A 26,263-nucleotide genomic window follows, 5' to 3' on the forward strand; every position below is an offset into this window, starting at 1 on the left:
GCCGGGGAACGGAAGCCTGGGGAGGGGCCCCGCTCCGGTAGATCTGCTCCAGGGGAAGGGAGAGATCCGCGACAGGCGTTGCACCTGTCGCGAGCTATATGACCACTCCGCACATTGATGGTTCGTGAAGAATCCGGTTAAAAAATCGCCAGATTTAGGACGGATTCATTCGCTTCCCGCGGAACGCCCTGTAACAGTGTGATGCAGGTCCAACAACCCCGCGGAAGTGCTTGATCCGCCTTCAATGCGCCTCGTCCCAGTTGTTGCCGACGCCGCTGTCCACCACCAGTGGAACGCTCAGTTGTGCGGCCGCGCACATGAGCCGTCCGGCCTCTTCCACCAGGGTCGGGACGAAGGCCGCGTCGGCCTCGAACACCAGTTCGTCGTGGACCTGCAGGATCATCAGCGCCGGGCTCGCGCCCGCGGCGTCCCGCTGCCCGGCCAGCCAGGCGTCCACCGCGACCATCGCCCGCTTGATGATGTCCGCCGCGGTGCCCTGCATCGGCGCGTTGACCGCGGCGCGCTCGGCGCCGGCGCGCTGGCCCTGGTTGCGGGCGTTGATGTACTCCAGGTACAGGCGGCGGCCGAACACGGTCTCGACGTAGCCGCGCTCGCGCGCCTGCTCGCGGGTGCGCTCCATGTAGTCGCGCACGCCCGGGTAGCGGCTGAAGTACAGGGCGATGTAGTCCTGGGCCTCGCCGCGGCCGATCCCCAGCTGCCGGGCCAGGCCGAAGGCGCCCATGCCGTACATCAGGCCGAAGTTGATTGCCTTGGCCGCGCGCCGCTCGTTGGCGCTGACCTCCTCCAGCCTGCGCCCGAACACCTCTGCCGCGGTCGCCTTGTGGATGTCGGCGCCGGACTCGAAAGCGCCCACCAGGCCCGGGTCCTGCGACAGGTGGGCCATGATCCGCAGCTCGATCTGCGAGTAGTCGCAGGCGACGAGCTTGCGCCCCGGCGGGGCGACGAAGGCGCGGCGGATGCGGCGGCCGTCGTCGGTACGGATCGGGATGTTCTGCAGGTTCGGATCGGAGGACGACAGCCGCCCGGTCGCCGCGCCGGCCTGGTGGTAGCTGGTGTGGACCCGGCCGGTGTCCGGGTTGACCATCTCCGGCAGCTTGTCGGTGTAGGTGCTGCGCAGCTTGGCCAGGCCGCGGTACTCGAGGATCACCCGCGGCAGCTCGTGCAGGTCGGCGATCGCCTCCAGCGCCTCCTCGTTGGTCGAAGGCTGGCCCTTGGGGGTCTTCACCAGCGCCGGCAGCTTCAGCTCCTCGAACAGCAGGGCGCACAGCTGCTTGGGCGAATCCAGGTTGAAGCTGCGCCCGGCCAGCTCGGTGGCCTTCTGCTGGGCCTCCAGCATCCGCCGGGACAGCCCGGCGCTCTGCCGGCGCAGTTCCTCCACGTCCACCTTCACGCCGTTGGCCTCGATCCGCTCCAGCACCGGCACCAGCGGCATCTCGATCCCGCGGTAGACCGCCTCCAGCGCGGGCTCGGCGGCCAGGCGCGGGGCCAGCACCCGGTGCAGGCGCAGGGTGATGTCGGCGTCCTCGGCGGCGTAGCCGGTGGCCTCGTCCAGGCCGACCTGGGAGAACGGGATCTGCTTGGCGCCCTTGCCGGCCACGTCCTCGTACTTGACCGTGGTGTAGCCCAGGTGGCGCAGGGCCAGGCTGTCCATGTCGTGGCGGGCGTTGCCCGAGTAAAGGACGAAGCTCTCCAGCAGGGTGTCGTCGGCGTAGCCGGCCAGCTCCACCCCGTGGCGGCGCATCACGTGCAGGTCGTACTTGCCGTGCTGGCCGAGCTTGCGCACGGCCGGGTCGGCCAGCAGCGGGCGCAGCAGGTCCAGCGCCGCGGTGCGCTCCAGCTGCGGCGGCGCGCCGGGATAGTCGTGGGCCAGCGGCACGTAGGCCGCCCGGCCCGGCTCGCAGGCGAAGCTCAGGCCGACCAGGTTGGCGCGCATCGCATCCAGGCTATCGGTCTCGGTGTCGAAGGCGAACTGGCCGGCGGCGCGCAGGCGCTCGATCCAGGCCTGCAGCGCTTCGGCCGAGGTGACCGTCTCGTACTCGCCGGCCACCGCCAGCGCCGGGTCGAGGTCGGCGGCCGGCGCGGGCGCTGCCATCGCGAAGCCGGCGCCGCGGGCGCGGCCGGGCTCCTTCTCAGCCACAGACGCCACCGTACCGCCGCCGCCTTCGGCCGCCACCGCGCCGGCCTCCAGTTCCTTCAGCGCCTGGTTGAAGCCGTAGCGCGCGTACAGGCCGCGCAGCGCGTCGACGTGCGGGGAACGCAGGACCAGCGAGGACGGCGTGCTGTCCAGGGCCACGTCGGTCTTGATCGTGACCAGTTGCCGGTTCAGCGGCAGCCGGTCCAGCGCCGCGCGCAGGTTGTCGCCGATCTTGCCCTTGATCTCGCCGGCATGGGCGATCACCCCGTCCAGGCTGCCGTACTCGCCCAGCCACTTGGCGGCGGTCTTGGGCCCGCACTTCTCCACGCCGGGGACGTTGTCGATCGCGTCGCCCATCAGCGCCAGCAGGTCGACGATCTGGCCGGCGTGCACGCCGAACTTCTCGGCTACCGCCGCGTCCGAATCCATGCGGCTGCCGCTCATGGTGTTGACCAGGGCGATCGAGCCGCCGTCCAGCCCGGGGGCGCGGACCAGCTGGGCGAAGTCCTTGTCGCCGGTGGAGATGGTCACCTCCATCCCGGCGCCGGCGCCCTGCACGGCCAGGGTGCCGATGACGTCGTCGGCCTCCACGCCCTCGATACGCAGGATGTCGATGCCCAGCGCGTGCACGATCTCGCACATCGGCTGCACCTGGGCGCGCAGCTCGTCGGGCATCGGCGGGCGGTTGGCCTTGTAGGCCGGGTAGAGGTCGTCGCGGAAGGTCCTGCCGGGCGCGTCGACCACGAAGGCGACGTGGTCGGGCTTCTCCTTCAGGGTGGCGCGCAGCATGTTGACCACGCCGAACAGGGCGCCGGTCGGCTCGCCGGCGGCGTTGGTCAGCGGCGGCAGCGCGTGGAAGGCGCGGTAGAGGTAGCTGGAACCGTCGATCAGTACGAGGCGTTTCATCGGCGCATTCTAGGGCCTGCGGCCGGATTCACGCCCGCTCTCCCGGTCTTGCCGGTGACCGCCGTGATTGCGTCGGCTTCGGAGGGAGTCCGCCGTCACATGGGAGATGGACCACCCTTCGGGAAGAATCCTGTCTTTACTCAGGGCCGTGGCACATCCTTGTGCCACTTGGTCCCCGCCCTCAGAACCGGTAGCGCGCGGTCAGCAGCATGTTGCGCGGTTCGCCGTAGAAGTTGCCGTAGCCGGGGTAGCCGACGGTGCTGTAGTAGGTCTCGTCGAACACGTTGTTGAGGTTCAGCGCCAGGTTCAGGCGCGGGCCCACGTCGTAGCCGGCGCGCAGCGACCACACCGCGTAGCCCTTCTGCACGATGTCCACCTGCACCCACTCGCCGTCGTACTGGCCGCTGTCCGGATTGAAGGACGGGACCCAGCCGCCCTTCCAGTGCCGGCTCTGGGCGGTGACGCCGCCGCCCAGCTCCAGCGCTTCCAGCGCGCCGTAGAAGCGGTACGTGGTCCAGGCCTTGAACAGGTGCTTCGGGGTGACGGTGTTGAACGGCATGCCGGTGTCGCGGCGGTCCTCGTTCTCGTTGTACGTGTAGCCGACGGTCAGGTTCCAGCCTTCGGCCAGGCGCCCGCTCAGCTCCAGGTCCACGCCCTCGCTGCGCTGGCTGCCGACGGCGGCGTAGCAGCACCAGGCGGTGGTGTTGGGCAGCGCGCTCCGGCTCAGGTAGACCGCCTCCTTCTCCTTGCGGATCCGGTACAGGGCCAGGCTGGCGCTCAGGTCCGCGGAGAGGTCGGTCTTGATGCCCAGCTCGATGTTGCTGCCGGTCAGCGGCTCCAGCGCCGGGCCTTCCTCGGCGGCCAGGTAATTGCCCTGCGAGCGGTAGATCTCCGCGCGGCTCGCGTAGACGCTGGTGTTTGCGCTCAAGTCGTAGACCAGGCCGTAGTACGGCACGAACTTGTCGTCCTGCGGGAAGATCCCGCGCACGCCGTCGACGCGGTTGGTCTTGCGGGTGGTGTCTTGGAAGGTGTAGCGGCCGCCGACGATCACCGCCAGCCGCTCGAACGGGCGCAGGCGCAGCGAGCCGTAGGTGGACGCGCGTTCCTCGCGGTCGGTGCTCTGGGTCACCCAAGGGCCTGCGGGATAGGCCCACTCCGGCGGGGCGATGCGGTCGAACACGCTGCCGTCGGCGTAGTAGGTCCAGGTCTGGTCGTAGTCCTTGCGGCTGCGCGCCGAGTCCACGCCCCAGATCACGTCGTGGCGGCGCCCGGCCCAATCGAAGCTGCCCTGCAGGGCCAGGTCCAGGGTGGTCTCGCCGAAGTCGGTGGCGTCCTGGTATCGCCACCACTGGTTCTCGCCGGTGGCGTAGGGCACCGAGCCTTCCATCTCGGCGCCATTGATCGCGTCGTCGCCGAGGTTATGACGCAGGTTCAGGCGCGCGTTCCAGCGCTCGCCCAGCTCCTGCTCGAAGATCGCGAACACCGAAGTGCTCTCGCGCCGGATCCAGCCCCAGGGCGCGCCCATGGTGGTTTGCCGCGGGAAGCCGATGTCGGCGCCGTCCTCCCAGCGCGGCAGGCTGGCGTTGAACGCGTCCAGGGTGTCCTTCTGCCAGCTGCCGCCGGCGAACAGCCGGGTGCCCGGGGCGATGTCCCATTCCAGCGCGGCGTAGAGCATGCCGCGGCGGTTGTGCGCCGGCTCGTAGAACATGTCCTGGTCGTGGAACACGCCGACCGCGCGGCCGCGCACGCTGCCGGCGGCGTTCAGCGGCCCGGTGGCGTCCAGTTCCAGACGGCGGTTGTCCCAGCGGCCCAGGGTCAGCACCGCTTCGGCCCCGGCCTCGGCGCGCGGGCGCTTGGACGCCAGGTTGATCACGCCGCCAGCCTCACCGGCACCGAACAGGCCGTCGGCGCCGCGCAGCAGGGCCACCGATTCGTACTGGGCCATGTCGGCGTTGTTGCTGCGGTCCTGCAGGCTGGAGGCGCCGCCGCCGTCGTAGCGGATGTTGCGGATCTGCAGCCCGCGCGAGGTGTAGTTGTTGTTGAGCCACAACTGCTCGCGGGTCACGCCAGTGCTCTGCAGCATGACGTCGTCCAGGGTCGCCAGCGCCTGCTGCTCGATCCGCTCGCGGCCGATCACCGAGACCGACTGCGGGATCTCGCGCAGGTCCTGCAGGCCCTTGCCGACCTGGACTCCGCGCCTGGCCTCGCCGTGGACCTCGACCGCGTCCAGCTCCTTGAGCCGCCTCGCGGCCGCCTCGCGGCCGTCCGGAGCGTCGGCCGGCTGCGACTGCGCGTTCGGGGTGCCGGTGGCCAGCAGCGCCAGCCACAGCAGCGCGGGCCGGGCGGCGGACGGAGACAGGCGCCGGACGCCGGGCGCGGGCCGGCGGACATCCCGCTGGCGGCGGGAAAGGGCGAAGGACATGCGGAATCCTCAGTAGGAGGCGGCCGGGCGATCGATGCCCGCACCCGCCTGGGAGCGGCGTTCGTGGCTGGCTCCGGTGGATCACCGAGGGCTTGCTGGGATTCCGGCGGGCGGGCGCGCCTGCTTGCGCGGGCGGCCGACGGCGGGCCGGGGGCGCGCGATTCTCTGTTGCGCTGCGGCGGACTGTCAATTCACGTTGCCGCCGCAACCACGGCGGCGACAGCGGCGGGCGCATAATGGCCTCCCCACCCAGGAGGACCGCCCCATGCGCAAGCCGCTTTCCGCCGCACCGCTGATCGCCGCGTGCCTGCTGGCCGGCTGCGCCACCGCCGGCGCGCCGGTGGACCTGAAGGGCGCCGAAGTGGCCCAGCGCACCCTGGAGAACGGCGACACCTACGAGGAATACCGGGTCGGCGGCCAGCTGCGGATGGTCAAGATCACCCCGCTGCGCGGCCCGGCCTACTACCTCTACGACCGCGACGGCGACGGCGCCCTGGACCGGGACGACCGCGACGACCTGCCGCAGGTGTACTGGAAGCTGTTCCAGTGGTGAGTCCCGCCTGACCGACGCTCCCCATGTAGGAGCCGGTCTTGCCGGCGACCTCCATGGCGGAAGCGTCTGCGTGAAACTGGGCGCCATTGACGCGTCCGCCTCCACGGTCGCCGGCAAGACCGGCTCCTACAGGTCGAGCAGGCGGGCACCGGGGCCTTCGGCGGCGAGCACGTCGCCGGGGTTGCGCAAGGGACAGTCGCGCAGCGACAGGCAGCCGCAGCCGATGCAGCCGTCGAGCTGGTCGCGCAGCCGCGACAGGCTCTCGATCCGCGCCTCCAGCTCGGCCCGCCAGCGCCGCGACAGGCGCTGCCAGTCCGCCTTGCCCGGCGCCGCATCCACCGGCAAGGCCTCCAGCGCGCGGCCGACCTCGGCCAGCGGCACCCCGGCGCGCTGGGCGACCTTGATCAGCGCCACCCGGCGCAGCACCCCGCGGCGGAAGCGGCGCTGGTTGCCGGCGTTGCGCTCGCTGCGGATCAGGCCCCTGGCCTCGTAGAAGTGCAGGGCCGACACCGCCACCCCGCTGCGTGCGGCCACCTCGCCCACCGACAGCCACTGGTCGCACGGCCGCCGCGCCGGCGCCCGCGCGCCGCTTCCCTCGCCCGCCATCCGCCTTGACCTCAAGTTAGGTTGAGGTCCTAGCCTGCCACACCCTTCCTCCGCACGCAGGACCTCCATGCACGCCGATCCCCTCCGCCTCGCCCTGCTCTACGGCAGCGACCGCCCTTTGCGCTTCTGCGACACCGTCGCCGCCTGGGCGCAGGCGCGTGCCACCGCCCTGGGCGGCTGGAGCATCCAGCGCCTGGACCCGGCCACGCCAGCCGGCCGCGACGGCCCGACCCTGCTGCGCCGGGTGCGCGAGGCCGACGCCTTCCTGGTGGTGACCCCGGAGTACAATCACGGCTACCCGGCCGCGCTGAAGGGCATGATCGACGCGGTCTACACCCAGTGGCAGGCCAAGCCGGTCGCGTTCGTGTCCTACGGCGGCATGTCCGGCGGGCTGCGCGCGGTGGAACAGCTGCGCCAGGTGTTCGCCAGCCTGCACGCGGTGCCGCTGCGCGACAGCGTCGCCTTCGTCAACGCCCGCGACCAGTTCGACCCCGACGGCGGCCTGCCGCGCGACAATCCCGCCCACGAGGCGATGCGCCTGGCCCTGGCGCGGCTGCACTGGTGGGCCAGCGCCCTGCGCAGCGCGCGCCTGCTCACCCCCTACGACGCCGCCGCCTGAGCGGCACCCGCTCCACGAGACGCATGGATACGAACGCCTCCCCGCCCCCGCGCAAGACCCGCCGCAGTGCCTTGTTCCGCTGGTTCGAGGCCCGCATCGACCCGTACCCGCCGGTGCCGGTGACCCAGCCGCCGCGCTCGCTGTACGCGTTCTGCCGCCACTACACCCGCGGCACCGAGCCGTGGCTGGCGCTGATGGCGGTGCTGACCACCGCGATCGCGGTCACCGAGGTGGCGCTGTACGCGTTCACCGGCTCGATCGTCGACCGCCTCTCCAGCCACACCCCGGCCACCTTCCTGGCCGAGGAAGGCTGGAACTTCGTGCTGATGGCGGCGGTGGTCCTGCTGGTGATGCCGGCGCTGAACCTGCTCAGCGCGCTGGTGATCCACCAGACCCTGCTCGGCAACTTCCCGATGCGGATCCGCTGGCGGGTGCACCGCTACCTGCTGCGGCAGTCGATGGGCTACTTCCAGGACGAGTTCGCCGGGCGCATCGCCACCAAGCTGATGCAGACCTCGCTGGCGGTGCGCGAGACGGTGATCAAGCTGCTGGACGTGGGCAACTACGTGGTCGTGTACTTCGGCGGCGCCCTGCTGGTGGCGGCTTCGGCCGACTGGCGGCTGATGGTGCCGTTCGCCTGCTGGCTGGTGGCCTACGCGGTGCTGCTGCGCTGGGCGATCCCGCGCCTGAACAAGGTCGCCCAGGAGCAGGCCGACGCGCGCTCGACCATGACCGGGCGGATCGTGGACAGCTACACCAACATCGCCACGGTCAAGCTCTTCTCGCACTCGCGCCGCGAGGAGGGCTACGCCCGCGACTCGATGGAGCAGTTCCTGGGCACGGTCCACCGGCAGATGCGGCTGGCGACCATCGTCAACGTCAGCAACGACACCCTGAACATGCTCTTGCTGTTCGCGGTGGCCGCCACCGGCATCGGCCTGTGGATGCAGGACGCGGTCAGCGTCGGCGCGATCGCAGTTGCAATAGCCTTCGTGCTGCGGCTGATGGGCATGTCGCAGTGGATCATGTGGGAGATGTCGGCGCTGTTCGAGAACATCGGCACGGTGCAGGACGGGATCAACTCGATCGCCTTGCCGGCCACGGTCGACGACGCCCCGGGCGCGCAGCCGATCGCACCGGTGCGCGGCGACATCCGCTTCGACCGCGTCACCTTCCACTACGGCAAGCAGGGCGGGGTGATCGAGGGCCTGGACCTGCACATCCGCCCGGGCGAGAAGGTCGGCCTGGTCGGCCGCTCCGGCGCGGGCAAGTCGACCCTGGTCAACCTGCTGCTGCGCTTCTACGACCGCGAGGGCGGCGCGATCCGGATCGACGGCACCGACATCGCCACCGTCACCCAGGATTCGCTGCGCGCGGCGATCGGCATGGTCACCCAGGACACTTCGCTGCTGCACCGTTCGGTGCGCGAGAACATCCTCTACGGCCGCCCTGATGCCAGCGAGGCGGAGATGGTCGAGGCCGCGCGCCAGGCCAATGCCGACGGCTTCATCGCCGAACTGGTCGACGCCAAGGGCCGGCGCGGCTACGACGCCCAGGTCGGCGAGCGCGGGGTCAAGCTGTCCGGCGGCCAGCGCCAGCGCATCGCCATCGCCCGGGTTTTGCTGAAGAACGCGCCGATCCTGGTCCTGGACGAGGCGACCTCGGCGCTGGACTCGGAGGTCGAGGCGGTGATCCAGGAGAACCTGTACCGGCTGATGCAGGGCAAGACGGTGATCGCGATCGCCCATCGCCTGTCCACGATCGCGGCGATGGACCGGCTGGTGGTGATGGACCAGGGTCGGATCGTCGAGCAGGGCAGCCACGAGGAGCTGCTGGCCCATGGCGGGCTGTACGCGCAGCTGTGGCAAAGGCAGTCCGGCGGGTTCCTGGAGCTGGAGGCGGAGCCGGCGGATTGAGCGCGGCCTTCGGCGGATCGGGCAGCCTAGCCGCCCTCGCGCCGCCGCTGGCTGCGGCCCAAGGCGAAACCGGTGCCCGCCCACACCAGGGCCACGCCGGCGCCGATCACCATCGCCAGCGAGGGATGCTCGCCCAGCACGTCCAGCGCGCGCTTGACCCAGCCGCTGAGCGCGTCGCCGCCGCGGTAGACCGCGGTGTCGATGAAGTTCTTGGCCTTGTACTTCTGCTCGGCCGGGACCACGGTGTAGAGCATCTCCCGCCCGGGGCGGACGAAGGCGTACTCGCCGGCCCGGCGCGCGACCATCACCACCACGAACACCGCGAACACCGGCGCCAGCGCCAGCCACAGGAATCCGGCGGCCATCACCAGCGGCACCGCCACCAGCAGCACGCCCACGCCCAGCCGCTGGGCGATGCGCCCGGTGAGGAACACCTGGGTCACGATCGCCAGCGCCTGGACCACGGTGTCGATCAGGCCGAACACCTGGGTCTGGCGCGCGCGGTCGGGGAACAGCGCGTCCACCAGCCGCGCCTGCTCGAAGTACAGGAAGGTGGTGACGGTGGCCAGCAGCACCACGAACAGGGCGATGCCGGCCAGGTACGGCGAGCGGAACACCTCGGTGGCGCCGGCGAAGGGATTGCCGCCCAGCGGGCGCTGGCGCGCGGCCGGCCCGGCCGCGTCCTCCCGCTCCCCCGGCGCGTGCGGATGGCGGTCGCGCCAGCGGTGCAGCCATAACGCCGCCACCGCGCTGCCGGTCATGAACCCGGCCGAGACCAGCAGCAGCCCGCCGTGGCCCAGCGGCTGCACCAGCAGCGTGCTCAGCAACGGCCCGGTCAGGCCGCCGGCGCTGGCGCCGCCGGCGATCAGCGCGAACAGGCGCCGGGCCTCGGCGCTGGCGAACACGTCGGCCAGCACGCTCCAGGCCAGCGAGATCATCAGCAGGTTCAGCACCGACACCCAGATGTAGAACGCGCGCCCGGCCCAGACGTCGACCGGGCGCAGGCCCAGGCTCGCGGCGAAGCCGAGCAGGATCACGACCACGAAACCGTACACCCACGGCACGATCGTCCGCCGCGGCACCTTCGAGGCGACCCAGCCGAACGCGGGCAGGATCGCCAGGGTCGCCAGGAAGGTGCCGGTGAACAGCCACTGCAGGTTGTCCACGCCGCCGGCCACGCCCATGGTCTCGCGTACCGGGCGCAGCATGAAGTAGCCGGTGAACAGCAGGAAGAACATCGCCAGCCCGGCCGCGACCGCCGGCGCCTCGTGCGGGCGCACGTCGAACAGGCGCGACAGCCACGGCAGGCGGGCGGGCGAAGACGCGCTCATGCCGTGAACCGCTGCACCAGTTCCTGCTGCTGCGCCTGGCTCAGCAGGGGCCCGCGGCCGGCCTTGAGCTGGTCCACCTGGCGGTGCGGCTTGCCGGTGGCCGGGATCACCACGGTCACCGCCGGATGGCTGATCGCGAACTTCAGGAACAGCTGCGCCCACGAGGTGACGCCGACCTCGCCAGCCCAGGCCGGCAGCGGCACGTCCTTCACCTTCGCGAACAGCCTGCCGTCGTCGAAGGCGCGGTTGACGATCACCGCCACGCCCTTGTCCTGCGCCAGCGGCAGCACCGTCTTCGCCGCGCCGGTGGCGTTGACCGAGTAGTGGATCTGGATGAAGTCCAGCTTCTCGCCGCGCAGGATCGCCTCCAGCTCGGGCAGGCCGGCGTCGGTGTAGTGGGTGACGCCGACGTATTTCGTCCCGCCCTGCGCCTGCAGCTCGCGCGCGTAGGGCAGCTGCCGGCGCCAGTCGCGCAGGTTGTGGACCTGCAGCAGCTCGACCTTGTCGGTGCGCAGCCGGCGCAGCGACTGCGCCCATTGCTCCTTCGCGGCCTGCGCGCTGTCGGCGGCGATCTTGGTGGCCAGGAACGCCTTGCTCCGCCAGCCGCCCTCGGCCAGCAGCCGGCCGACCACCTCGTCGGAGCGGCCGTAGTTGGGCGCGGTGTCGATCACCGAACCGCCGCCTTCGAAGAAGCGCTTCACCGTCTCCTGCAACTGGGCGTATTCGGGCGAATCGAAGGCCACGTCGTAGCTGCCGGAGGTGCCGGCGCCGATCACCGGCAGGCGCTGACCGCTGGAGGGGATCGGCCGGGTCAGCAGGGGCCCGGCGGGCGGTTCGGCGGCGGCCAACAGGCGGCCCGGGAAGGACAGCCCCAGGCCCGCCGCGGAGGCGGCAAGGGCGGAACCGGCGAGGAAGCGGCGGCGCGAGTGCGGGTTCATGGTCGTGACTCCCTGGACTGACGGCGCGAAGCGGCCAGGGCGATCCTACCCCCCGCTCCCGGCCGGCACATATGCCGATGGGTACGCTCCGCGCGCGCCCGCGGCATGAGCCGATCGACACCGTGGATCGGGGCGATAGCCGCCCCGTGGTATCCTGCGCGCCCTCCTTTGGGGAGTAGCCTGCTCCGCGCATCGCGCACGGAGCGTCCGCGTCAACACACTCGGCCCGTCGCGGCCGTGGCGCGGACACCCGGGACCTGGATCCGGGGACTGGCGAGACCAACGGTCTGTCGGTGCGTCTGTGGCTGGACGCCGGTGGGCCGTGTCCGCCTCCGGCCCGGTAGTCCCGATGAACCTGTTGTCCATCCTCCTGATCGGCCTGGCCATGTCCACCGACGCGTTCGCCGCGGCCGTGGGCAAGGGCGCGGCGATGCAGCGCCCGCGCTTCCGCGAGGCCCTGCGCGCCGGCCTGATCTTCGGCGCGATCGAGGCCGTCACTCCCCTGCTCGGCTGGCTGCTGGGCACCGCCGCTTCGCGCTACATCACCGCCTGGGACCACTGGATCGCCTTCACCGTGCTGAGCCTGCTGGGCCTGCACATGGTCTGGAACGGCGTCCGCGGCGACGGCGACGCACAGGAGAAGCCGCGGCGGCACGGCTTCTGGGCGCTGGCGGCCACCGGCCTGGGCACCAGCATCGATGCGATGGCGGTGGGCGTGAGCCTGGCCTTCCTCGACGTCCACATCGGCGTGGTCGCCCTGGTGATTGGCCTGTGCACCCTGGTAATGGTCACCGCCGGGATCATGCTCGGCCGCGCGCTCGGCGCCCTGGCCGGCAAGCGCGCCGAGATCGTCGGCGGCATGATCCTGCTGGTGATCGGCGCGGCGATCCTGTACGAGCACCTGTCCGGCGCGGCCTGAGCCCTCAGCGCACCACCAGCACCGGCACCTTCGAATGCGCCAGCACCGCCTGGGTCTGGCTGCCGAGCAGCACCCGGCCCAGGCCACTGCGGCCATGCGAGGCCATCACCACCAGGCCCGCACCGTGCGCCTCGGCCGCCTGGACGATGGCCTGGGCCGGATAGGCATCGGCCACGTGCAGGGTCTCGCAGGCCACGCCCGCGCCGGCCGCGCGGCCGATCGCGTCCTCGAGGATCTTCCGCGCCGCCTGGGCGCAACCCTGGGCGTACTGTTCCTGCATCTTCGGGTCGGCGGCCAGCGCCAGGGCGTCGTCGAAGCCCTGCATCCACGGCTCAGTGACGGTCAGCACCAGCACCGGCGCCTTCAGCCCCGCGGCCAGCTCCAATCCGTGCTGCAGGCCCTTGGCCGACAGTTCCGAACCGTCGGTGGCGATCAGGATGCGCGCGTACATGGCGTTCTCCGGCAGATGCGTGCGCCCATTGCACACCCGCCACCGCCCCGAGGCAATGGCACCTCGCCCCTGTAGGAGCCGGTCTTGCCGGCGACCGTGGAGGCGGACGCATCACTGGCACCCGGTTTCACGCAGACGCATCCACCATGGCGGTCGCCGGCAAGACCGGCTCCTACAACGCACGGATGCCGCACGCGACCGCGGCAACCCCGCCCCTACACCGGCTTGAGGTTGGCGAACGCCAGCACCAGCCACTTGCTGCCGGCGTCGTCGAAGTTCACCTGCACCCGGGCGTGGGCACCGCTGCCCTCGTAGTCGGTGACCGTGCCGCGGCCGAAGCTGGCGTGGACCACGCCCTGCCCCAGCTTCAATGCGGGCTGCTCCAACAGGGAATGACCCAGCACCGGGTGCGCCGCCCGCGGCGGCGCGGCCATCGGCCGGGCGACCTGGACCCGCGGCCGCACCTCGTTGAGCAGGTGCCCGGGGATCTCGCGCAGGAAGCGCGAAGGCATGCCGTACATGTCCATGCCGTGGATCCTCCGGCTCTCGGCATAGGTCAGCACCAGCTTGTGCCGGGCGCGGGTGATGCCGACGTAGGCCAGGCGCCTTTCCTCCTCCAGCCGGCCGCTCTCCTCCAGCGACTTGCTGCTGGGGAACACGCCCTCCTCCACCCCGACCAGGAACACCAGCGGGAACTCCAGACCCTTGGCCGAATGCAGGGTCATCAGCTGCACCCCGTCCTCGTCGGCCTGGGCCTGGCCCTCGCCGGCCTCCAGCGCCGCGTAGGACAGGAACGCGACCAGCTCGCTCATGCTTTCCTGGTCGTCGTCCAGCTCGGCCCGCGAGAAGCGCGAGGCGACCGAGACCAGCTCGTCCAGGTTCTCCAGCCGCGACTCGGCGTCGAGCTGGCCGCGCGACTCGCTGGCCCAGTGCTCGCGCAGGCCGGAACGGCCGAGCACGTGGTCCACCCGGTCCTTCAGCGCCAGGTCGGTGGTCTCCGCGTCCAGCGCCTCGATCAGCGACAGGAACCCGGCCACCGCGTTGCGCGCGCGCGCAGCCAGCGCGTTTTCGGCCACCAGCGCTGTGGCCGCCTGCCACAGCGACGAAGAGGCCTCGCGCGCACGCCGCCGCACCTCGTCCAAGGTGCGGTCGCCGATCCCGCGCGCCGGGGTGTTGACCGTGCGCTCGAACGCGGCGTCGTCGGCGCGGCTGGCGACCAGGCGCAGATAGGCCAGGGTGTCCTTGATCTCGGCGCGCTCGAAGAAGCGCATGCCGCCGTACACCCGGTAAGGCACCTGCTCGGCCAGCAGCACCTCTTCCAGCGCGCGCGACTGCGCGTTGCTGCGGTAGAGCACCGCCGCCTCGCGCCAGCTGCCGCCGTCGCGCACCCACTGGCGGATGCGCTCGACCACGAAGCGGGCCTCGTCCATCTCGTTGTAGGCCGCGTACACATCCACCGCCTCGCCCTCGCCGCTGTCGGTCCACAGCTGCTTGCCGATCCGGTCGGGGTTGTGCGAGATCACCGCGTTGGCGGCGTTGAGGATGTTGGCGGAGGAGCGGTAGTTCTGCTCCAGGCGGATGGTCTTCGCCCCCGGGAAGTCGCGCAGGAACTGCTGCACGTTCTCCACCTTGGCCCCGCGCCAGCCGTAGATGGCCTGGTCGTCGTCGCCGACCACGAACACGCGGCCGCTGTCGCCGGCCAGCACCCGCACGAACGCGTACTGGATCGCGTTGGTGTCCTGGAACTCGTCGATCAGCAGGTCGCGGAAGCGGGTGCGGTAGTGCGCCAGCAGGGCCGGGTTGTCGCGCAGCAGCTCGTGTGCGCGCAAAAGCAGCTCGGCGAAGTCGACCAGGCCGGCGCGGTCGCAGCGTTCCTGGTACAGCTCGTAGGCGCGGCGCAGGGCGTCGGTCCAAGGATCGTCGCCGGGCTGGATGTGGTGCGGGCGCCGGCCCTCGTCCTTCTGCGCGTTGATCCACCAGGCGATCTGCCGCGGCGGGAAGCGGCCGTCGTCCAGCTCCAGCTGCTGGGCCACGCGCTTGACCAGGCGCAGCTGGTCGTCGCTGTCCAGCACCTGGAAGGCCTCGGGCAGCCGGGCTTCGTTCCAGTGCAGGCGCAGGAGGCGGTGGGCGATGCCGTGGAAGGTGCCGATCCACATCCCGCGCGCGCCGTGGCGCAGCTGGGCGTCGGCGCGCGCGCGCATCTCGCCGGCGGCCTTGTTGGTGAAGGTGACCGCGAGAATCCCGTGCGCCGGCACCCCCAGGACCTCGTTGAGCCAGGCGATGCGGTGGGTCAGGACCCGGGTCTTGCCGGAACCGGCGCCGGCCAGGACCAGGTAATGCCCCGGCGGGGCGGACACGGCCTCGCGCTGGGCGGCGTTGAGGTCGTCGAGCAGGTGGGAGACATCCATGCGGCCATTCTACCGGCCGGGCGTCTCAGACCCTGAGGGCGATGCGGCGTCCCCAGGTCCCTGGCGTTCCGCTCCCTTCAGTGCGCCTCGTGTTCGCGCTTGGCACTGGTGTTCGTCATCAGCTTGTCGGTCCAGGCGATGCCGATGGCCGAGAGGATGAACACGACGTGGATGATGGTCTGCCAGAGCACGCCGTCGGTGGTCAGGGTGCTGCAGCGGGTGGCGCCAAGGTTGGCGGCGGCGGTGGCCAGCAGCTCCGGCGGGCAGAACGGCAGGCCGTTCAGGGTCCCGGCGGCGATGAAGGTCTTGAGCAGATGGATCGAGGAGATGCCGATGATCGCCATCGCCAGCTTCACCTTCAGCACCGAGGCGTTGACGTGGCTCAGCCACTCCGGCTGGTCCGGGTGGCCTTCCAGGCGCAGGCGCGAGACGAAGGTCTCGTAGCCACCGACGATCACCATCACCAGCAGGTTGGAGATCATCACCACGTCGATCAGGCCCAGCACGATCAGCATGATCTGCTGCTCGCCCATCGACGGCGCGTCGTGAATCAGGTGCCACAGCTCCTTGGCGAACAGGAACACGTACACGCACTGGGCCACGATCAGGCCCAGGTACAGCGGCAGCTGCAGCCAGCGCGAGGCGAAGATCAGGGTGGAAAGCGGGCTCAGGCGCGGGCTTCCGGAAGACGTGGGCGCGGACATGGGGCGGAGATGATCTGAGGGGACGGCGCAGGGTAACGGCCGCCCCACGCGCTGCCAAGCGCCTCCCGGCTCCCGCAGCAGGCCCGCCACACCCCTGCAACACTGCGATCCGCGGCCCCGCACCGGGCCGACACGGGCGCCGGCCTACACTCGCAGCTCCCGACGCACGGCGCCGCGAGCATGATCGACCTGTACTACTGGCCCACCCCCAACGGCCACAAGATCACCCTGTTCCTCGAGGAGGCCGGCCTGCCCTACCGGATCAAGCCGGTGAACATCGGCAAGGGCGACCAGTTCCAGCCCGAGTTCCTCGCGTTCTCCCCGAACAACAAGATGCCGGCGATCGTCGACCACGCCCCGGCCGACGGCGGCGGCCCCCTGGGCGTGTTCGAGTCCGGCGCGATCCTGCGCTATCTCGCCGACAAGATCGGCCGCTTCGGCGGGGAAGACCTGCGTGGCCGGGTGGAAGTGGATGAATGGCTGGCCTGGCAGATCGCCGGCCAGGGCCCGATGACCGGCCAGTACGGCCACTTCACCAGCTACGCCCCGGAGAAGATCGACTACGCCATCGACCGCTACACCCGCGAAGTGCAGCGCCTGCTGGGCGTGCTCGACAAGCGCCTGGCCGGCCGTGCCTTCATCGCCGGCGACGACTACACCATCGCCGACATGGCCGCCTACCCGTGGATCAACCCCTACACCAAGGCGCCGCTGGACCTGGAGCCGTATCCCGAACTGCGCCGCTGGCACGCCAGCATCGCCGCCCGCCCGGCCACCGGACGCGCCTACGCGCTGACGAAGCAGGTGAACCCGGATGCCGGCAAGCCGCTGAGCGAGGAAGAGCGCAAGCAGTTGTTCGGGCGCTGAGGCGGCGGATGGGGCACGGTGCCGGGACAGCGGCACCGTGACGCGGCGCTTCAGTCGACCGATGCCTGCCGCGTCGAGATCCAGGCATGGATCAGGCCGGCCTGGAAGAACGGCACCGGCAGGTCGAAGCCGCCGGCCCGCAGGATCGCCTCGACCTGCGCCGGCGGCAGCACGCCGACGTCCTCGGCGTAGGCCCGGCGCATGCGCTCGATCGCCTCCGGCGACAGGTCGGCCCCGGCCATCATCGTCATCCAGGCCTGCAGCAGCAGCTCATATTCGGGCGAGGCCACATCGGAGGCCAGGTCAGAACTGGCCAGGCGCCCGCCCGGCACCAGCCGCCGGGCGATGCCGCGGAAGAACTCCGCCCGCGCCCCGGCATCGAGGATGAACTGCGAGACCAGGAAGCAGGTGGCCGCGTCGTGGGCCGGCCCGGCCGGCAGCGTTTCCAGGTAACCGGCATGGAACCGGCAGCGGTCGAGGAATCCCTCCTCGGCCGCTCTGCGCCGGGCGACGTCCAGCATCGCCCCGGACGGATCGACCGCGGTGAAGCGCCAGCCGGGGAAGCGCTGCGCCAGATGCGCCATCTCCACCCCGGTGCCCACGCCCACGCACAGGATGCGCGCCTCGCCCGGCAGCCCGGCGAACACCGACTCCAGCAGGAAATGCAGGCACTGGCGGATCGGCGCGGTCTTCTCCCACTGGCGGTCGTAGCCGGCGGCCTGCTGGTCGAAGAGGGTCTTGAGGGCTTCGGGCTGCATGGTTCTCTCTGCGGATGGATCAAAGGCCGTGCACGTCTCGGCTGCACTCTGATCCCGGTTCTCGCTTGATCATTCGACTGATGCCGCACACTTCCTGGTGAGCCCTTCCAGCTCCTTGAACAGCACCGGGTCGTGGGAAGTGAAGTTGAAGCAGGATTTCCCCTGCATCTTCCTGCGAAGCCCATCGCTGACGCCATCCAGCAGGCCTGGATCCTCGTATATGGGCATCAAGTGATAGCTCACATAGGACTTCTTCACCTGTACCGCGCCGAAGAACTTCGGCTTGGCTGTTGCCGCGGCAGCAGGAATCTCGACATAGAGACTGCCGGGCTCGTCCGTCTTGATCGACATGCCGGAAGAGTGCTTGCGCAGCACCTTGGACAACGCCGCAAACGTTGAATCGAAATCTTGCATGGCGCGATTTCCCAGTGCTTCTACCGGCGGTCTGATTCTTGCAGCCACACCTAACGCTTGAACGAATCGCCAGGCCTGGCGCCAGTGCGGGCGCGCCGCCTCGCCCGAAAACCGGCATCAGCAGCGCCCAGGCAGGGCTACGGCGCGAGTCTGCGCGGCGTTTCGTCGCATCGTCAATCGGGGCTCCACGGACAATCAGCCACCTGGAGGGCATGGCGACCCCGCACGCATGGGCAGTGCCCGTCCCGACAGACCCAGTGGCCAGGCCAGCCTCCCCATTGCCGCCCCGCCTACAATGCCCCCATGACGCCTTCCCGGACGCCCGCATGCGCCTTTTCCGCCTCGCCCCGGCCCTGTCGCCGCTGCTGCTCGCCTTCGCCGTGACCCTGCCCGCCGTTCCCGAAGCACTGGCCGCCTCAGGCCAGAAACTCACCCTTGAAGCCATCACCGGCACGGCGCCGCTGTCCGGGCCGACGCTGATGAAGCCGCACGTCTCGCCCGACGGCGCGCGGGTGACCTTCCTGCGCGGCAAGGACGCCGACCGCAACCGCCTGGACCTGTGGGAGTACGACATCGCCAGCGGCCAGACCCGGCTGCTGGTCGATTCCAGCGTGGTCCTGCCCGGCACCGAGGTCCTCAGCGACGAGGAGAAGGCCCGCCGCGAGCGCCAGCGCATCGCCGCCTACTCGGGCATCGTCGATTACCAGTGGGCGCCGGACGGCAAGGCCTTGCTGTTCCCGCTCGGCGGCGAACTCTATCTGTACGACCTGGGCAAGACCGGCCCGGCGGCGGTGCGCAAGCTGACCTCCGGCGCGGGCTTCGCCACCGATCCGAAGCTGTCGCCGCGCGGCGGCTTCGTCGGCTTCGTCCGTGCCCGCGACCTGTGGGTGATCGAGCTGGCCAGCGGCAGGGAGATCCGCCTGACCCGCGACGGCAGCGAGACCATCGGCAACGGCGTGGCCGAGTTCGTCGCCGACGAGGAGATGGACCGCCACACCGGCTACTGGTGGGCGCCGGACGACAGCGCGATCGCCTTCGCCCGGATCGACGAGTCGCCGGTGCCGGTGCGCCAGCGCTACGAGGTCTATCCCGACCGCACCGAGGTGATCGCGCAGCGCTACCCGGCCGCCGGCGACGCCAACGTGCGCGTCCAGCTGGGCACGATCGCGCCGAAGGCCGGCGCCCGGCCGAAGTGGATCGACCTGGGCGCAGAGCCGGACATCTACCTGGCGCGGGTGGACTGGCGCGATCCGCGCAGGCTGACTTTCCAGCGCCAGTCGCGCGACCAGCACAGGCTCGAGCTGGTCGAAGCCACCCTGGCCAGCGGCGCCCAGCGCGTGCTCGCCACCGAGACCTCCAGGACCTGGGTGCCTTTGCACAATGCCCTGCGCTTCCTGCCCGACGGCCGCTTCCTGTGGTCGTCCGAGCGCAGCGGCTACGAGCACCTGTACATCGCCTCCGAGGACGGCGCCACCCTGACCCCGCTGACTTCCGGCCCCTGGGTGGTGGACGACCTGCTGGCGGTGGATGCCGGCGCCGGCTATGCCTGGTTCACCGCCACCCTCGACTCGCCGCTGGAGAAGCACGTCTACCGCGTGCCGCTGGCCGGCGGCGCGCCGGAGAAGCTGTCGCAGGCCGCCGGTACCCATGCGCCGGCGTTCGCGCGCAATGCCAGCGTCTACGTCGACCACTGGTCCAGCGACACGGTGCCGCCGCAGATCGAGCTGTTCCGCAACGACGGCACCAGGCTGGCGACCCTGCTGCGCAACGACCCGGCCGATGCGGACCATCCGTACGCGAAGTACCGCGACGCCCAAAGGCCACTGGAGTTCGGCACCCTGGCCGCGGCCGACGGCACCACGCCGCTGCACTACAGCCTGATCAAGCCCGCCGGTTTCGACCCGAAGAAGAAGTATCCGGTGGTCGTGTTCGTCTACGGCGGCCCGGCCGCGCAGACCGTGACCCGGGCCTGGCCGGCGCGCAGCGACGCGCTGTTCAACCAGTACCTGGCCCAGCAGGGCTATGTGGTGTTCTCGCTGGACAACCGCGGCACCCCGCGCCGCGGCCGCGACTTCGGCGGCGCGCTGTACGGGGTGCAGGGCACGGTGGAAGTGGACGACCAGCTGCGCGGGATCGCGTGGCTGAAGTCGCAGCCGTGGGTGGACCCGGCGCGGATCGGCGTGCACGGCTGGTCCAACGGCGGCTACATGACCCTGATGCTGCTGGCCCGCACCGACGCCTACGCCTGCGGCGTGGCCGGCGCCCCGGTCAGCGACTGGGCGCTGTACGACACCCACTACACCGAGCGTTACATGGGCCTGCCGGCCGCCAACCCGGACGGCTACCGCGCCGCACGGGTGCTGGAGCACGTCGAGGGCCTGGTCGGGCCGGACGCGCCCAGGCTGCTGCTGGTCCACGGCATGGCCGACGACAACGTGCTGTTCACCAACGCCACTGCGGTGATGGCCGCTTTGCAGCAGAGGGGCCAGCCGTTCGAGCTGATGGCCTATCCGGGCGCCAAGCACGGCCTGTCCGGCAAGGACGCGCTGCACCGCTACCGGGTCGCCGAGGATTTCCTCGGGCGTTGCCTGAAGCGGTGAATTTCGCCCGCGCCGCAAAGGCGGCGCGGATTCCAGGACAGGAGGCCGTCCCGATGCACGCATCCAATCCGCCACCGCTTCCGGCTGCACGCGCCGGCTGGTGGCAGCGCCACTGGCGCTGGGCCGCACCGGTGCTGGTGCTGGCGGTCCTGCTGTTCCTGGCCGCCGGCATCGCCACCTTCGCGTTCGGGGTGATGGCCACGATGAAGTCCTCTGGGGCCTATCGCCAGGCCATGGACCTCGCCCGCGCCGATCCGGAGCTGGGCGACGCGCTCGGCCGCCCGGTGAGCGCGGCCTGGTACCTCAGCGGATCGATCCACAACGAGAACGGGCGCAGCCGCGCCACGCTGGGCATTCCCCTGGAAGGGCCGCGCGGACATGCCGATCTGCAGGTCGAGGGGACGGGCCGGGACGGCGCCTGGACCTTCCAGGTGCTCGAAGCGCGGATCGACGCGGACGGCCGGGTGATCGACCTGCGCCGGGATGCCGGCGCGACGGTTACCGCCGACGGCACCCGGCGCAAGAGCGGCGCCAACCGCAAGGGCGACTGAGGACGCTCAGTCCACCGCCGCGGGCACCGCGCCCGGCGGCACCCAGATCGCCATGCCGGCGGCCTTCTTCTGGGTGGTGGGGATGCCGACGCTGAGCCCGCCGGCGGTGTGCCGGCCATAGCTGCCGGCGCCGACCGACATGCCCACGGGCGAGCCGGACGAGCCCACGCCCATCAGCACGATGCCGTTGGCGCCCAGCGCCGCCGCCTCGCGCTTGAGCCGGGCCAGGGCCGCGTCGGTCTGGCCCTGGGTGCCGAAGCCGACCGCGCTGGAGGCTTCCAGCTGGGCGATCTCCTGCGAGCCGGCCGGCGGCACGGCGTAGACCTGGACCTGGGCCGGGTCGATCGGCGCCCGGGCCGGGGCGAGCATGACCTTGGAAGTGCTGGCGCAGCCGGCGAGCGCCAGCAGGACCAGCGGAACGGCGAGGAATCGGGTGCGGCGCATGGCGGTCCTCCCGCGCGGGCGATGCGGCATTCTCCGGCGGCCCGGGTGAATCGGCCGCGAACCCGGAGTGACGGGCCCGCGCACGGGGTGGGCAATCTGTCCGGGGAGCGGGCGCGGCCGGCGGGCGTATCATTCCCGGCCTGCAAGGAGTCCCGCATGGCCTATCCGTACAAGCGTCCGCGCCGCATGCGCCGCGACGAGTTCTCGCGCCGGCTGATGCGCGAGCACGTGCTCACCAGCAACGACCTGATCTACCCGGTGTTCGTGCACGAGGCGCAGGGCCGGGCGGCGGTGCCCTCGATGCCGGGGGTGGAGCGGCTGTCGATCGACGAACTGCTGCGGGTGGCCGAGCAGGCGCTGGAGCTGGGGGTACCGGTATTGGACCTGTTCGGCGTGCCCGACCCGTCCGCCAAGACCGCCGACGGCCGCATCGCCTGGGACGAGGACGGCATCGTCCCGCGCGCGATCCGCGCGCTGAAGTCGCGCTTCCCCGAGTTGGGGGTGATGAGCGACCAGGCCCTGGACCCGTACACCACCCACGGCCAGGACGGGCTGATCGACGAGGACGGCTACATCCTCAACGACGCCACCATCGAAGCGCTGGTCAAGCAGTCGCTGGCGCATGCCGCGGCCGGCGTCGACATCCTCTCGCCGTCGGACATGATGGACGGGCGGATCGGCGCGATCCGCGAGGCTTTGGAGAACGCCGGCTTCGTCAACACCCGGATCATGTCCTACGCGGCCAAGTACGCCAGCGCGTTCTACGGCCCGTTCCGCAGCGCGGTCGGCAGCGCCGGCAGCCTGGGCAAGGGCAACAAGTTCACCTACCAGATGGACCCGGCCAACTCGGACGAAGCCCTGCACGAGGTCGAGCTGGACATCGCCGAGGGCGCGGACATGGTCATGGTCAAGCCCGGCCTGCCCTACCTGGACGTGATCCGGCGGGTGAAGGACGCGTTCGGCGTGCCGACCTTCGCCTACCAGGTCAGCGGCGAGTACGCGATGCTCAAGGCCGCTTCCGCCAACGGCTGGCTGGACGAGAAGGCCTGCGCGCTGGAGGCGCTGCTGGCGTTCAAGCGCGCAGGCGCCGACGGCGTGCTGACCTACTACGCGCTGGATGCGGCGCGCTGGCTGCGCGGGGACTGACAGTCACCGCGGCGGCGGCAGGCAGCCGTCGCGTCCGCGCAGGCTGGGCGCGGCGACCCGGTAGACATCGCCCTTGCCGGCCTTCGGCGCACGCGCCGAACCGGTGACCAGCACATCGGCCGGGCGCGAGGCATCGACCACCGGCGCGTGCGTGCTGCCGCCTTCGACGTTGAACGACAGCGTCCACGGCTGCACGTCGGCATAGGCGGTTCCGTCGCAGGCGGACAGGTACAGGCGCGCCGTGCCGGCGGCCGCCTCGCCGCGCGAGAACAGCAGCACCCGGCCGCCGTCCAGCCAGGCCGCATCGATCTCGTCGGCGGCGGTGTTCGCTCCGGGAACCGCGGTCGGCGTGGCGAAGCCCAAGTTCCCACTACCCGCCACCGGCGCCGCGCCCTGCGCGCCCTTGCCCTCGCCAGCCGGTGCCACGCGAGCCACGAACAGGTCCAGCCCGCCCGCGCCGCCGTGGCCGTCGCTGGAAAAGAGCAGCCACGCGCCATCGGCCGATGGCGTGGGCGAGCGTTCGTCGCCGCGGGTGTTGACCGTCGCGCCCAGGTTCTCCACTTAGCCCCAGCCGCCGTCGGGCCGGACCGCGGCGCGGTACAGGTCGCGGCCGCCATGGCCGCCCTTGCGGTCGGAGACGAAGTACAGCCAGCGTCCGTCCGCGCTGAACGCCGGCTCGGATTCCTCTGCGGGCGTGTCCAGCGGCAGCGGCTGCGGATCGATCCAGCGGATGCCCTCGCGCCGCGCCTGCCACAGGTCGCCGCCGCCCGGCCCGCCGGCGCGGTCGGCGCTGCCCCAGACGATGCGCTGGCCATCCGGCGAGACGCTGGCGCGGCGCTCGTCGTCGCGGGTGGACACCGTCCACAGGCCTTCGATGCCGTATTCGGCCAGCTGCGCCTGCGCCGGGGCGCAGAGTAGACTGGCCATGAACGCGGCGCACAGACGCTTCATGGTGCACGCTCCCGGTCCAATCGATTCCTGGGGACTTATAGCAAGCATGACCACCAACCAGTCCACGGCGGCGCGCTACGCCGTCTTCGGCCACCCGATCGCGCACTCGCTCTCGCCGCGCATCCACACCGCCTTCGCCGCCCAGACCGGCATCGCCCTGGAATACACCGCCATCGACGCGCCGCCGGCGCAGTTCGCGGCGATCCTGGACGCCTTCGCCGCCGGCGGCGGCCGCGGCGGCAACGTCACCCTGCCGCTGAAGGAGGCCGCGTTCGCCCTGTGCGCGCAGGTCAGCGAACGCGCGCGCATCGCCGGCGCGGTCAACACCCTGGTCCGCAACGACGGCCAGTGGCACGGCGACAACACCGACGGCGCCGGCCTGGTCCGCGACCTCACCGGCCGCCAGGGCCTGGACCTGCGCGGCCGCCGCGCCCTGCTGCTGGGCGCGGGCGGCGCCGCCCGCGGGGTGGCTCCGGCCCTGCTCGACGCCGGGGTGCTGGAACTGGTCGTGGTCAACCGTACCCCCGAGCGCGCCGACGCGCTGGTCGATGCGCTGGGCCAGCCGGGACGGGCGCACTCGCGCTACTGGGACGACCTGGCCGACCAGGGCGACTTCGAACTGATCGTCAACGCCACCTCGGCCGGGCGCAGCGGCGACGCCGGCTTCAATGCGCCCTTCACCCTGGTCAACAGCCGCACCCTGGCGGTGGAGCTGAACTACGGCGAGGTCGCGATCCCGTTCCTGGCCTGGGCGCGCGCGGCCGGCTGCCGCGACGTGGTCGACGGCCTGGGCATGCTGGTCGAGCAGGCCGCCGAGGCGTTCGAGCTGTGGCACGGCGTGCGCCCGGACACCGGCCCGGTGTACGAGGCCCTGCGCGCGCAGAACGCACGCCTGGTCACCGCCGACTGAGGCCTCGCTTCCCTGCCCCCGGAGAACTCCATGGACGGTTTCGTCACCTCGCTGCTCACCATGGCCGCCTACCAGCTGCCGGAACTGCTCGCCGCCGCCGCCGCGCTGGCGATGCTGCGGATCTGGGGCGCGTCCGGCGCGCCGGGCCGCAAGCTGGCCGTCGCCGGTGCGCTGGTGATCCTCGCCGCCAGCCTTCTGCGGCTGGGCGTGGCCGTGTTCCAGACCTGGCTGATCTACCGCGCCAGCGAGGACGGCATGGGCGTGGCCGGCACCGGCATGGCCCTGGTCAGCGCGATGGGCATGCTGCTGTCGGTGGCCTCGGCCGCCGGCCTGGCCCTGCTCGGCTGGGGCGCGGCCAAGGCCATGGCAGGCTATCGCGCGCTGGACGCGGGCACGCCCTGAGCCCCGCCGTGGCCGGTGGCATCGCCTTCCCGCGGGCATTGCGGCACCACGCGCGCGGCGCCGTGCTGCTGGCGGCGGCGCTGGCCAGCCTGTCCGCCGCAGGCGTCGCCGCCAAACCGTCCGAGCCTTCGCGGCCGCGCGCGCGCGAGGCCGGGATCGTCATCGGCACCCTGCCGCCCGGACCGCGCAACGCCATCACCGACGTCGACGGCGTGGGCGTGGGCCACGCCACCTTGCGCGACGGCACCCGCTTCAACACCGGCGTCACCGCGATCGTCCCGCATCGCGGCAACGCCTACCTGGAACGCGTGCCGGCGGCGATCGTGGTCGGCAACGGCTACGGCAAGCTGCTGGGCGTGACCCAGGTGCAGGAACTGGGCGAGCTGGAATCGCCGCTGCTGCTCACCGGCACCCTGGGCGTGTGGAAGACCGCCGACGCGCTGGTCGGACACCTGCTGGCGCAGCCGGGCATGGAGCAGGTGCGCTCGCTCAACCCGGTGGTCGGCGAGACCAACGACGGCTACCTGAGCGACATCCGCGCCCGCCCGCTCGGCGCGGCCCAGGTGGAGCAGGCGCTGGCCGCGGTGTCCTACGGCGAGGTCGCCGAAGGCGCGGTCGGCGCCGGCGCCGGCACCGTGGCCTTCGGCTGGAAGGGCGGCATCGGCACCAGCTCGCGGGTGCTGCCGGCCGACCAGGGCGGCTGGACGCTGGGCGTGCTGGTGCAGAGCAACTTCGGCGGCCACCTGACCGTGGCCGGCGTGCCGGTGTGGAAATCGCTGCCCGATCCGGCCGCGCTGGCGCGCGCTACCGAGGCGGCACCATCGATGGGCGACGGCAGCATCATGATCGTGGTCGCCACCGATGCACCTTTGGACCCGGCCGCGCTGCAGCGGGTGGCCCGGCGCGCGCTCACCGGCCTGGCCCGCACCGGCTCGGACATGTCCAACGGCTCGGGCGACTACGTCATCGCCTTCTCCACCGCGCCGCAGAACCGGCGCCGTCCCGGCCAGGCGGTGCAGCCGGCGGCGAGCGTGGGCGGCGCGGCGATCACCCCGCTGTTCCAGGCCACCGCCGAGGCCACCGAGGAAGCGATCCTCAACTCGATGCTGCGCGCACGCACCGTGCATGGCCATCGCGGCACCGCGGTGGCGCTGCCGCTGGCGCCCCTGCTCGAGGCACTGGACCGGGCCGGTGCGCGATCGCCCTGAGCCCGCGGAGGTTGCATGTGGCCTTCGCGTGCATGCGCCGCACCGGCATACCTGCCGGCCGAAACGGAATGGCCGTCGCCGCCA

Annotated in this window: 22 protein-coding genes and 1 pseudogene; 11 read left to right on the forward strand and 12 right to left on the reverse strand. The window is 71.4% G+C overall.

Features of this window, described 5'->3' with window-relative positions:
• Positions 1–241: 241 nt before the first annotated feature.
• Both polA and CSC62_RS12765 read right to left on the reverse strand, forming a co-directional pair.
• Positions 242–3,061, reverse strand: coding sequence for a DNA polymerase I (polA, locus tag CSC62_RS12760; RefSeq protein ID WP_162406996.1), 2,820 nt, complete (start codon positions 3,059–3,061; stop codon positions 242–244).
• A 181-nt stretch (positions 3,062–3,242) separates the two neighbouring features.
• The gene (locus CSC62_RS12765; protein ID WP_162406998.1) at positions 3,243–5,483 is read right to left on the reverse strand and encodes a TonB-dependent siderophore receptor; all 2,241 of its coding nucleotides are present in this window, start codon (positions 5,481–5,483) and stop codon (positions 3,243–3,245) included.
• Positions 5,484–5,748: 265 nt separating this feature from the next.
• Between CSC62_RS12765 and CSC62_RS12770 the strand changes: the two genes are divergently transcribed.
• A complete protein-coding gene (locus CSC62_RS12770; RefSeq protein WP_162407000.1) occupies positions 5,749–6,036 on the forward strand; it encodes a DUF2782 domain-containing protein in 288 nt (95 codons plus the stop codon).
• A gap of 126 nt (positions 6,037–6,162) precedes the next feature.
• Here CSC62_RS12770 and soxR read toward each other — a convergent pair whose 3' ends face one another.
• Positions 6,163–6,642, reverse strand: a complete 480-nt coding sequence (gene soxR, locus CSC62_RS12775; RefSeq protein ID WP_162407002.1) for a redox-sensitive transcriptional activator SoxR — start codon at positions 6,640–6,642, stop codon at positions 6,163–6,165.
• Between the two features lie 67 nt (positions 6,643–6,709).
• Here soxR and CSC62_RS12780 point away from each other — a divergent pair, with 67 nt between their 5' ends.
• Together CSC62_RS12780 and CSC62_RS12785 are read left to right on the forward strand one after the other, a co-directional pair.
• Entirely contained in the window at positions 6,710–7,261 is a 552-nt protein-coding gene (locus CSC62_RS12780; protein WP_162407004.1) for an NADPH-dependent FMN reductase, read from the forward strand.
• A gap of 71 nt (positions 7,262–7,332) precedes the next feature.
• Complete coding sequence (locus CSC62_RS12785; protein WP_211369006.1) at positions 7,333–9,177, forward strand: ABC transporter ATP-binding protein; 1,845 nt, start codon at positions 7,333–7,335, stop codon at positions 9,175–9,177.
• A gap of 26 nt (positions 9,178–9,203) precedes the next feature.
• Here the strand turns inward: CSC62_RS12785 and CSC62_RS12790 are convergent, their stop codons facing one another.
• Both CSC62_RS12790 and CSC62_RS12795 read right to left on the reverse strand, forming a co-directional pair.
• Complete coding sequence (locus tag CSC62_RS12790) at positions 9,204–10,508, reverse strand: NTP/NDP exchange transporter (protein WP_162407008.1); 1,305 nt, start codon at positions 10,506–10,508, stop codon at positions 9,204–9,206.
• On the reverse strand, positions 10,505–11,446 hold the full coding sequence (locus CSC62_RS12795) for an aldo/keto reductase (RefSeq protein WP_162407010.1): 942 nt from the start codon (positions 11,444–11,446) through the stop codon (positions 10,505–10,507). The genes CSC62_RS12790 and CSC62_RS12795 overlap by 4 nt, the downstream gene beginning before the upstream one ends.
• Before the next feature lie 349 nt (positions 11,447–11,795).
• Between CSC62_RS12795 and mntP the strand changes: the two genes are divergently transcribed.
• The gene (mntP, locus tag CSC62_RS12800; RefSeq protein ID WP_162407012.1) at positions 11,796–12,365 is read left to right on the forward strand and encodes a manganese efflux pump MntP; all 570 of its coding nucleotides are present in this window, start codon (positions 11,796–11,798) and stop codon (positions 12,363–12,365) included.
• Positions 12,366–12,369: 4 nt separating this feature from the next.
• Here mntP and CSC62_RS12805 read toward each other — a convergent pair whose 3' ends face one another.
• The 3 genes from CSC62_RS12805 to CSC62_RS12815 all read right to left on the reverse strand — a co-directional run bounded on the left by CSC62_RS12805 (position 12,370) and on the right by CSC62_RS12815 (position 15,928).
• Positions 12,370–12,816: a universal stress protein gene (locus CSC62_RS12805; protein WP_162407014.1), complete on the reverse strand. Its 447-nt coding sequence runs from the start codon at positions 12,814–12,816 to the stop codon at positions 12,370–12,372.
• Between the two features lie 215 nt (positions 12,817–13,031).
• Entirely contained in the window at positions 13,032–15,224 is a 2,193-nt protein-coding gene (uvrD, locus tag CSC62_RS12810; RefSeq protein WP_162407016.1) for a DNA helicase II, read from the reverse strand.
• 77 nt (positions 15,225–15,301) lie between these two features.
• Positions 15,302–15,928, reverse strand: a complete 627-nt coding sequence (locus tag CSC62_RS12815) for a TIGR00645 family protein (RefSeq protein WP_162407018.1) — start codon at positions 15,926–15,928, stop codon at positions 15,302–15,304.
• A 180-nt stretch (positions 15,929–16,108) separates the two neighbouring features.
• Here CSC62_RS12815 and CSC62_RS12820 point away from each other — a divergent pair, with 180 nt between their 5' ends.
• The gene (locus tag CSC62_RS12820) at positions 16,109–16,795 is read left to right on the forward strand and encodes a glutathione binding-like protein (protein ID WP_162407020.1); all 687 of its coding nucleotides are present in this window, start codon (positions 16,109–16,111) and stop codon (positions 16,793–16,795) included.
• Positions 16,796–16,845: 50 nt separating this feature from the next.
• Here CSC62_RS12820 and CSC62_RS12825 read toward each other — a convergent pair whose 3' ends face one another.
• Positions 16,846–17,553, reverse strand: coding sequence for a class I SAM-dependent methyltransferase (locus CSC62_RS12825; protein ID WP_162407022.1), 708 nt, complete (start codon positions 17,551–17,553; stop codon positions 16,846–16,848).
• A 69-nt stretch (positions 17,554–17,622) separates the two neighbouring features.
• A complete protein-coding gene (locus CSC62_RS12830; RefSeq protein ID WP_162407024.1) occupies positions 17,623–17,967 on the reverse strand; it encodes a hypothetical protein in 345 nt (114 codons plus the stop codon).
• 326 nt (positions 17,968–18,293) lie between these two features.
• On the opposite strand from CSC62_RS12830, the gene CSC62_RS12835 reads away from it, so the two are divergent.
• Both CSC62_RS12835 and CSC62_RS12840 read left to right on the forward strand, forming a co-directional pair.
• Positions 18,294–20,567 carry a S9 family peptidase gene (locus CSC62_RS12835; RefSeq protein WP_162407026.1) on the forward strand — a complete coding sequence of 758 codons (2,274 nt, stop codon included), beginning with the start codon at positions 18,294–18,296 and terminating at the stop codon, positions 20,565–20,567.
• A gap of 53 nt (positions 20,568–20,620) precedes the next feature.
• Positions 20,621–21,118 carry a cytochrome c oxidase assembly factor Coa1 family protein gene (locus tag CSC62_RS12840; RefSeq protein ID WP_162407028.1) on the forward strand — a complete coding sequence of 166 codons (498 nt, stop codon included), beginning with the start codon at positions 20,621–20,623 and terminating at the stop codon, positions 21,116–21,118.
• A 6-nt stretch (positions 21,119–21,124) separates the two neighbouring features.
• Here CSC62_RS12840 and CSC62_RS12845 read toward each other — a convergent pair whose 3' ends face one another.
• Positions 21,125–21,562, reverse strand: coding sequence for a hypothetical protein (locus tag CSC62_RS12845; protein ID WP_162407030.1), 438 nt, complete (start codon positions 21,560–21,562; stop codon positions 21,125–21,127).
• 156 nt (positions 21,563–21,718) lie between these two features.
• Between CSC62_RS12845 and hemB the strand changes: the two genes are divergently transcribed.
• Positions 21,719–22,708 (forward strand): porphobilinogen synthase, encoded by a 990-nt coding sequence (gene hemB / locus CSC62_RS12850; RefSeq protein ID WP_162407032.1) that lies wholly within the window; start codon positions 21,719–21,721, stop codon positions 22,706–22,708.
• Between the two features lie 3 nt (positions 22,709–22,711).
• On the opposite strand, the pseudogene CSC62_RS12855 reads toward hemB, so the two are convergent.
• Positions 22,712–23,659 (reverse strand): annotated as a pseudogene (locus CSC62_RS12855) (TolB family protein).
• A gap of 46 nt (positions 23,660–23,705) precedes the next feature.
• On the opposite strand from CSC62_RS12855, the gene aroE reads away from it, so the two are divergent.
• From aroE to CSC62_RS12870, 3 genes are read left to right on the forward strand one after another with little or no spacing between them, the layout of a single operon-like run.
• On the forward strand, positions 23,706–24,569 hold the full coding sequence (gene aroE, locus CSC62_RS12860; RefSeq protein WP_162407034.1) for a shikimate dehydrogenase: 864 nt from the start codon (positions 23,706–23,708) through the stop codon (positions 24,567–24,569).
• Positions 24,570–24,599: 30 nt separating this feature from the next.
• Positions 24,600–24,971: a hypothetical protein gene (locus tag CSC62_RS12865; RefSeq protein ID WP_246194415.1), complete on the forward strand. Its 372-nt coding sequence runs from the start codon at positions 24,600–24,602 to the stop codon at positions 24,969–24,971.
• An 8-nt stretch (positions 24,972–24,979) separates the two neighbouring features.
• Positions 24,980–26,179, forward strand: a complete 1,200-nt coding sequence (locus CSC62_RS12870; RefSeq protein WP_211369005.1) for a P1 family peptidase — start codon at positions 24,980–24,982, stop codon at positions 26,177–26,179.
• Positions 26,180–26,263: the final 84 nt, after the last annotated feature.

This window comes from Pseudoxanthomonas jiangsuensis, assembly GCF_010093185.1.
Classification (GTDB): Bacteria; Pseudomonadota; Gammaproteobacteria; order Xanthomonadales; family Xanthomonadaceae; genus Pseudoxanthomonas; species Pseudoxanthomonas jiangsuensis.

Coding starts and splice junctions, on each gene's coding strand:
- CSC62_RS12765 (WP_162406998.1), bottom strand. CDS start 5,483: ATGTCCTTCGCCCTTTCCCGCCGCCAGCGGGATGTCCGCCGGCCCGCG.
- CSC62_RS12825 (WP_162407022.1), bottom strand. CDS start 17,553: ATGCAGCCCGAAGCCCTCAAGACCCTCTTCGACCAGCAGGCCGCCGGC.
- soxR (WP_162407002.1), bottom strand. CDS start 6,642: ATGGCGGGCGAGGGAAGCGGCGCGCGGGCGCCGGCGCGGCGGCCGTGC.
- CSC62_RS12795 (WP_162407010.1), bottom strand. CDS start 11,446: ATGAACCCGCACTCGCGCCGCCGCTTCCTCGCCGGTTCCGCCCTTGCC.
- mntP (WP_162407012.1), top strand. CDS start 11,796: ATGAACCTGTTGTCCATCCTCCTGATCGGCCTGGCCATGTCCACCGAC.
- aroE (WP_162407034.1), top strand. CDS start 23,706: ATGACCACCAACCAGTCCACGGCGGCGCGCTACGCCGTCTTCGGCCAC.
- CSC62_RS12805 (WP_162407014.1), bottom strand. CDS start 12,816: ATGTACGCGCGCATCCTGATCGCCACCGACGGTTCGGAACTGTCGGCC.
- CSC62_RS12865 (WP_246194415.1), top strand. CDS start 24,600: ATGGACGGTTTCGTCACCTCGCTGCTCACCATGGCCGCCTACCAGCTG.
- uvrD (WP_162407016.1), bottom strand. CDS start 15,224: ATGGATGTCTCCCACCTGCTCGACGACCTCAACGCCGCCCAGCGCGAG.
- CSC62_RS12820 (WP_162407020.1), top strand. CDS start 16,109: ATGATCGACCTGTACTACTGGCCCACCCCCAACGGCCACAAGATCACC.
- polA (WP_162406996.1), bottom strand. CDS start 3,061: ATGAAACGCCTCGTACTGATCGACGGTTCCAGCTACCTCTACCGCGCC.
- CSC62_RS12830 (WP_162407024.1), bottom strand. CDS start 17,967: ATGCAAGATTTCGATTCAACGTTTGCGGCGTTGTCCAAGGTGCTGCGC.
- CSC62_RS12815 (WP_162407018.1), bottom strand. CDS start 15,928: ATGTCCGCGCCCACGTCTTCCGGAAGCCCGCGCCTGAGCCCGCTTTCC.
- CSC62_RS12770 (WP_162407000.1), top strand. CDS start 5,749: ATGCGCAAGCCGCTTTCCGCCGCACCGCTGATCGCCGCGTGCCTGCTG.
- CSC62_RS12835 (WP_162407026.1), top strand. CDS start 18,294: ATGCGCCTTTTCCGCCTCGCCCCGGCCCTGTCGCCGCTGCTGCTCGCC.
- CSC62_RS12845 (WP_162407030.1), bottom strand. CDS start 21,562: ATGCGCCGCACCCGATTCCTCGCCGTTCCGCTGGTCCTGCTGGCGCTC.
- CSC62_RS12840 (WP_162407028.1), top strand. CDS start 20,621: ATGCACGCATCCAATCCGCCACCGCTTCCGGCTGCACGCGCCGGCTGG.
- hemB (WP_162407032.1), top strand. CDS start 21,719: ATGGCCTATCCGTACAAGCGTCCGCGCCGCATGCGCCGCGACGAGTTC.
- CSC62_RS12790 (WP_162407008.1), bottom strand. CDS start 10,508: ATGAGCGCGTCTTCGCCCGCCCGCCTGCCGTGGCTGTCGCGCCTGTTC.
- CSC62_RS12780 (WP_162407004.1), top strand. CDS start 6,710: ATGCACGCCGATCCCCTCCGCCTCGCCCTGCTCTACGGCAGCGACCGC.